Annotated in this window: 7 protein-coding genes; 2 read left to right on the top strand and 5 right to left on the bottom strand. The window is 68.1% G+C overall.

All coding sequences use genetic code 11. From position 1 onward, the window contains the following. Positions 1-51: 51 nt before the first annotated feature. Entirely contained in the window at positions 52-453 is a 402-nt protein-coding gene (locus AC3FKG_RS09640) for a dihydroneopterin aldolase (RefSeq protein ID WP_211946974.1), read from the bottom strand. Between the two features lie 75 nt (positions 454-528). Next, positions 529-1,329, bottom strand: coding sequence for an SDR family oxidoreductase (locus AC3FKG_RS09645; RefSeq protein ID WP_483711438.1), 801 nt, complete (start codon positions 1,327-1,329; stop codon positions 529-531). A 54-nt stretch (positions 1,330-1,383) separates the two neighbouring features. On the opposite strand from AC3FKG_RS09645, the gene AC3FKG_RS09650 reads away from it, so the two are divergent. Next, positions 1,384-2,586, top strand: coding sequence for a class I SAM-dependent methyltransferase (locus AC3FKG_RS09650; protein ID WP_483710207.1), 1,203 nt, complete (start codon positions 1,384-1,386; stop codon positions 2,584-2,586). 12 nt (positions 2,587-2,598) lie between these two features. After that, positions 2,599-2,793 carry a DUF2905 domain-containing protein gene (locus AC3FKG_RS09655; protein ID WP_483710206.1) on the top strand — a complete coding sequence of 65 codons (195 nt, stop codon included), beginning with the start codon at positions 2,599-2,601 and terminating at the stop codon, positions 2,791-2,793. Here AC3FKG_RS09655 and AC3FKG_RS09660 read toward each other — a convergent pair. From AC3FKG_RS09660 to AC3FKG_RS09670, 3 genes are all read right to left on the bottom strand, one after another. Beyond that, the gene (locus tag AC3FKG_RS09660) at positions 2,770-4,017 is read right to left on the bottom strand and encodes a multifunctional CCA addition/repair protein (protein ID WP_483710205.1); all 1,248 of its coding nucleotides are present in this window, start codon (positions 4,015-4,017) and stop codon (positions 2,770-2,772) included. The two genes, AC3FKG_RS09655 and AC3FKG_RS09660, sit on opposite strands and share 24 nt — an antisense overlap. A gap of 37 nt (positions 4,018-4,054) precedes the next feature. Next, on the bottom strand, positions 4,055-4,744 hold the full coding sequence (locus AC3FKG_RS09665; protein ID WP_483710204.1) for a glutathione S-transferase family protein: 690 nt from the start codon (positions 4,742-4,744) through the stop codon (positions 4,055-4,057). A gap of 195 nt (positions 4,745-4,939) precedes the next feature. Next, on the bottom strand, positions 4,940-5,962 hold the full coding sequence (locus AC3FKG_RS09670; RefSeq protein ID WP_483710203.1) for a complex I NDUFA9 subunit family protein: 1,023 nt from the start codon (positions 5,960-5,962) through the stop codon (positions 4,940-4,942). Between the last annotated feature and the right edge of the window lie 119 nt (positions 5,963-6,081).

Raw genomic sequence — 6,081 nt, forward strand, 5'->3', positions numbered from 1 at the left:
GGATGAAATGGCCGGACGGCTCGGAAGGCGCGAGATTTTACCCGGGACCGATCAGTCCTGCTTGATGTGGAAGACTTCCACGCCCACCGAATCGCAATCCGGGTAGACGTCCGGCTTCTCGGTGGAGACGCGTACGGCGCGCACCTTCGGGTGCTTGAGCATGGCGCGAGCCACGTCGTCGCACAGCGTTTCCTGCAGGTGCACATGGCCCAGCGCCATGCGCTCGGCCACGGTGTTGCGCATGAAATCGTAGTCGACGACCTCTTCGAGCTTGTCGGCCTGCGGCGTGCTGGCGGCCAGCGGCACGAACAGGTCGATATTGATCAGCACGCGCTGCTCGCCCTTCTTCTCGAATTCGTGCACGCCGATATTGATCTGGACTTCATAGTTGCGCAGGAACATGCGGCGGCAGTCTTGCAGGCTGGGATGGGTAAGGGCGGCGAGCATGGTCATGGCAATCGGGGAAAGGTAATTCGGGAAGGGGTCTGGCGTGCCGCGTCCGGAAGACGGCGCGGCACGCGGGTCACATCATTCGGTCAGGAACATCACGTCGCGCGACAGCGGCATCAGGTGCTGGCCGCCGTCGACGTACAGCGTGGTGCCGGTCACGGCGTTGGCGCGTGCCAGGTAAGCCACGGCCTGCGCAATGTCTTCCGGCGTGGATGACTTGCCCAGCGGCGTGACGCGGTGCGCGCGGCGGAAGCTCTGCTCCGACTGCTCGCCCGACACCAACGTGATGCCGGGTGCGACGCCGACCACCCGCAGCCGCGGCGCAAACGCTTGCGCCAGCTGCACGGTTGCAGTCTGCAGCGCGGCCTTGGACAGCGTGTACGACAGGAAATCCGGGTTCAGGTTATCCAGCTTCTGGTCGAGCAGGTTGATCACCACGCCGCGCGGATCGGCTGCGCCCGTGTCGGCGCTCAGTGCCTTGTACATCTCGCGCGCCAGCAGCAAGGGCGCCGCCACGTTGGTCCGCATATGCGTGTCCAGCGACGCATACGAAAAGCTCGTGGCCACGTCGTACTGGAACAGCGAAGCGTTGTTGACCAGGCAGGTCGGCACGCCAAGCTCGGCCGTGCAGGCGGCGATCAGCGTCGCGGTGGAGGCTTCGTCGGCCAGGTCGGCCTGCAGCACCGCGGCACGGCGGCCGAGGGCGCGAAGGTTCACGGCCAGTGCCTCGGCCTCGTCGCGCGAGCGATGGCAGTGCACGGCCACGTCCCAGCCTTGTCCGGCCAGTTCGAGCGCAATGGCGCGGCCAAGCCGGCGCGCGCCGCCGGTGACGATGGCCACGCCGCGCGCCGCGGCGGCTTGCGTCTGGGCCGGCTGCATCTGCGCCGGCAAGCAGGCAGGTTGATTCGATTCGGGCATTGCTACAATCGAGGCATGCAGAAAGCCGTTAGTTTACCCCTTCCCTCCGCCGATGCGCTGGCCGCCTCCGACTCGCTGGCCACGCTGATCGGCGAAACCCTCGATGCGGCCGGTGGCTGGATCGGCTTCGACCGCTACATGTCGCTCGCGCTGTACGCGCCCGGGCTGGGATACTACAGCGGCGGCGCCGCCAAGTTCGGGCGCGATGTACGCGACGGCAGCGATTTCATCACCGCGCCGGAACTGAGCCCCTTCTTCGCCCGCACGCTGGCGCGCCAGTTCGCGCCGCTGCTGGCGCAAGGCCTGCCGCGCCTGCTCGAATTCGGTGCCGGAACCGGCCGCCTGGCGGCTGACCTGCTGCTGGCGCTGGAACAGGAAGGGCAACTGCCCGAGTCCTACGGCATTGTCGAGCTGTCCGGCGAACTGCGCGCCCGCCAACAGGACACGCTGTCGCAGCGCGCGCCGCACCTGGCCGCGCGCGTGCAGTGGCTGGACACTCTGCCCGAGCGCTTCGAGGGCATCATCGTCGGCAATGAAGTGCTGGACGCCATGCCGGTGCGCCTGTTCGCGCGCACGGGCGGCCGCTGGCATGAACGCGGCGTGGCCCGCTCCGTCCCGGGCGATGACAGCACCGCCGCGCATGCCTTCGCGTTCGAAGACCGCCTGGTTCCGGCCCATGCCGTCCCGGATGCGCTGCACGCCATGCCAGGCGACCATGACATCGTCACCGAGACCCATGCCGAGGCCGACGGCTTCGCGCGCGCGGTCGGCGCCATGCTGGTGCGCGGGGCCGCGTTCTTTATCGACTATGGCTTCCCGTCCGGCGAGTATTACCACCCGCAGCGCAGCGGCGGCACGCTGATGTGCCACTACCGCCATCACGCGCATCCCGATCCGTTCCTGTACCCGGGGCTGCAGGACATCACGGCGCACGTCAACTTCAGCGGCATTGCGCATGCCGCCGTCGATGCCGGCCTGGACGTGTCGGGTTTCACCTCGCAGGCGCGCTTTCTGATGAATGCCGGCATCACGGACCTGCTGATGACGCTGGACCCGTCCGATACGCGCGCTTTCCTGCCCGCCGCCAATGCGGTGCAGAAGCTGCTGTCCGAAGCCGAGATGGGAGAGTTGTTCAAGGTGATCGCGCTGACCCGCGGCCTGGACGGCAGTGAACCGCTCGCCGGCTTTGCGCGCGGCGACCGCTGCCACACGCTCTGAGCCGCTGCAGCCATGCTGCGCTGGACCCTCACCATCTTCCTGTGCGTGGTCGTGCTGTCGGCCGCCCTGCCCTGGCTGCAGAAGCTCGGCATCGGCCGGCTGCCCGGCGACGTGCGCTTCCGCCTGTTCGGGCGCGAGTACATGCTGCCGTTCGCGTCGACGATCCTGCTGTCGTTGCTGGCGCTAGTGATCGGGAAACTGATCTAGGCGAGCCTCGACGGCCTGCACGCGCGCCGCGTGCACACGTTCCCGGATCTGGCTGACGTCATCGGCTGACGCCTTCGCGATAGCACCGGCGTCGACGCCGGCGGCTGCCTCCAGCGCGGCCAGCAAGCGTGCGCGCTGCGGGTAGGCGTCCGACTCGAAGCCCTTGCGGCCGCGCTTGTCCGCCTCGCAGGCGAGCAGCGCATCGGCAAAGCGACCGGGCTTGCGCAGGGCATCGCAGCGCTCCAGCAGCCGTGTCATCGCGGCCGCGCCAAACGCCATGCAGCGATGGATATTGCCATGCTCGCGCGCCACCACCACCGCCAGGTCCCGGCAGTCGTTGGGCACGCGCAGGCGCTTGCAGACGGCTTCGAGCAGCTCCACACTGCGGCCTTCGTGGCCCAGATGGCGCGGCAGCACGTCCTCTGGCGTGGTCCCCTTGCCGAGGTCATGGACCAGCGCGGCGAAGCGCACGGCCAGCGGCGTACGCATGGCGGCGGCGCAGTCGATCACCATCATCACATGGACGCCGGTATCGACTTCGGGATGGTAGTCGGCGCGTTGCGGCACGCCCCACAGCCGGTCCAGCTCCGGCAGCAGGCGCACTAGCGCGCCGCACTGGCGCAACACCTCGAACATGCGCGACGGCCGCGCCTCCATCAGCCCGCGCGCAAGCTCCTGCCAGACGCGCTCGGGCACCAGCGCGTCGACCTCGCCGGCGTCCACCATCCGGCGCATCAGCGCCACAGTCTCGGGCGCGACAGTGAACTCATGGAAGCGCGCGGCAAAACGCGCCACGCGCAGGATGCGCACCGGGTCCTCGGCGAACGCTCCAGAGACATGGCGGAACTGCCGCGCGGCCAGGTCTTGCTGGCCGCCGTGCGGATCGATGACGGGGCCGACCAGGTTGCCGTCGGCGTCGACCGCGCGCGCCATGGCGTTGATGGTCAGGTCGCGCCGCACCAGGTCGTCATCAAGCGTGACATCGGGCTCGCAATAGAACGCAAAACCCTTGTAGCCCATGGCGGTCTTGCGCTCGGTGCGCGCCAGCGCGTATTCCTCTTTTGTGCTCGGATGCAGGAAAACCGGGAAGTCCTTGCCGACCGGCTTGTAGCCGGCGGCTACCATCTCGGCCGGGGTGGCCCCGACCACGACATAGTCGCGGTCCTGGCTGGGCTTGCCCAGCAATTCGTCGCGGATGGCACCGCCGACGGCGTACACCTGCATGGTCTTGTCTCGCTATGGCGCGCCGCCGACGCGGCGCTCAGTGGCCGATGATAATCGCATCGCCCCGGTCGGGCGCGAGGCGATACGGCTCGTCATCTGCCAGGAAATCGCGCTCTTCGCGCGCGCCGGCGATCCATTCCTGCATGGCCGGCAACTCCAGGATGAAGTCCGCATAGGCCTTGGCCGCATCGGGAAGGTGGATGCCGTACGTCGCGAAGCGGCTGACCACCGGCGCGAAATACGCGTCGGCGATCGTAAAGGTCCCGAACAGGAACGGCCCCGCATCGCCATGGCGCGCGCGCAGGTCGGTCCAGATCTGCGCGATCCGGTCCACGTCGCGCTGGACCGCTACGTTCCAGCCGCGGCCAGGGAGCACCGCGGTGGCGTTCATCGGCAACTGGTTGCGCAGGTTGGTGAAGCCGGCATGCATTTCGGCGCAGACCGAGCGGGCATGGGCACGCTCGGCGCGGCCGGCGGGCCATAGCGCCTTTTCGGGGAAGCGCTCGGCCAGGTATTCGGCGATCGACAGCGTGTCCCACACCGAGATGTCGCCGTCCACCAGCACCGGCACCTTGCCGGCCGGGGAATACTGCGCGATCTCGGCGGCGAAGCTGTCGACGAACAGGCGTACGTGCACTTCTTCGAAATCAATGCCGGCATGGCGCATCAGCAGCCACGGGCGCAGCGACCAGGACGAGTAATTCTTGTTGCCGATGACGAGCTTCATCGCGGAATCCTTGGGGGCGGGATGGGGAAAGGTCGCCGGACACAACGCAACATTCCTGCCCGGGGACCCGCGCGCCCGCATGCAGAAGCGTGCGCGCCGAACCCGTCATTCTGCCAGCGCCATGACGGCCCTCAAAGTCAAAAGCGCTCGCAACCGCTGTGAATCCAGGTCACAAGCGCACGGAAAGACAGCGGGCTAGCGATGCACGCTTGCCCGCATGACCGTGAGCTGGGCATCGCGGTTGCGGCCGGCCAGGACGTCGGTCATCACGGCTTCCAGTCCGACCGGCTGCAGGCCCAGTTCGCCTGCCATGGGTCCGTGCAACACGTTGTCGAGCTGCATCGAATCGAGGTTGTCGCGCGACAGCAGCGTTTCGCCCGGCATGTGCTCCATCACCGCGGCCTGCACGCGCGCCAGTGCGTCGGGCAGCGCGATCACCGGGCGCGGGTGGCCCGACGCCCGCCCGGCAAAGCGCACCAGTTCTTCCAGCGTGTACACCTGCGGGCCGCCCAGGTCGTAGCCACGCCCGATGGTCGCCGGCGTGACCATGGCGTTGACGATGGCCTGCACCACGTCCTGCACGTAGATCGGCTGGAAGCGCGCATGCGCGCAGGCCAGCGGCACCACGGGGGCCATTTCCTGCATGTGGGCGAACAGGTTGAGGAAGTGATCGTCGGGGCCGAACACCACGGAGGGACGCAGGATGGTCCAGTCCAGGCCGCTGCTGCGCACGATGCGTTCGCCGTCGCCCTTGCTGCGCAGGTACATCGACGGGCCATTGCTGTCGGCGCCAAGCGCGCTGATATGCACCAGGCGCCGGACGCCGGTACTCAGGCACGATGCGACGACTTGCCTGACCATCTCCACGTGGGCCGCGGCAAATTCGGGACCATAGGGATCGCCGCGCTCGCCGTGCAGCACGCCGACCAGGTTGACGACGATGCCGTCCGTGCCGAGCGGGCCGATGGCATCGTCGAGCGCCGCATTGTCGGCCAGCCCCAGTTCCGCGACCTCGACACGCGGCAGCAGCAGCAGGTGCTGCGCATGCTCCACGTTGCGGGCGCCGATCACGATGCGGTCGGGCGCAATGGGGGAATCAGGATTGGAGCCGGGCTCGAGCGGCGCGCCGGAGGCCGAGGCGGCGCCCGCCAGCCGGGAAGCGAGATGACTGCCGATAAATCCGGCGCCGCCGACGATGAGGACATTGCTGGACTGCATGGATGCCTCCGTGCGAATAGAACGGCACGCGGCGGCAGGCCAGTCATGGCATGCGCCCCGCAGAAGCGGGGCGCGCTCCCGGTCAGGGAAGGCTAGTGGTGGTTACCGCCGACGGTGCA

It is taken from the genome of Cupriavidus sp. 22TCCZM04-2 (assembly GCF_057798895.1).

Bases quoted from the DNA above. Each gene is read 5' to 3' on its own strand.
- AC3FKG_RS09670 (WP_483710203.1), bottom strand. From the start codon at position 5,962: ATGCAGTCCAGCAATGTCCTCATCGTCGGCGGCGCCGGATTTATCGGC.
- AC3FKG_RS09660 (WP_483710205.1), bottom strand. From the start codon at position 4,017: ATGCAGGTGTACGCCGTCGGCGGTGCCATCCGCGACGAATTGCTGGGC.
- AC3FKG_RS09655 (WP_483710206.1), top strand. From the start codon at position 2,599: ATGCTGCGCTGGACCCTCACCATCTTCCTGTGCGTGGTCGTGCTGTCG.
- AC3FKG_RS09645 (WP_483711438.1), bottom strand. From the start codon at position 1,329: ATGCAGCCGGCCCAGACGCAAGCCGCCGCGGCGCGCGGCGTGGCCATC.
- AC3FKG_RS09640 (WP_211946974.1), bottom strand. From the start codon at position 453: ATGACCATGCTCGCCGCCCTTACCCATCCCAGCCTGCAAGACTGCCGC.
- AC3FKG_RS09650 (WP_483710207.1), top strand. From the start codon at position 1,384: ATGCAGAAAGCCGTTAGTTTACCCCTTCCCTCCGCCGATGCGCTGGCC.
- AC3FKG_RS09665 (WP_483710204.1), bottom strand. From the start codon at position 4,744: ATGAAGCTCGTCATCGGCAACAAGAATTACTCGTCCTGGTCGCTGCGC.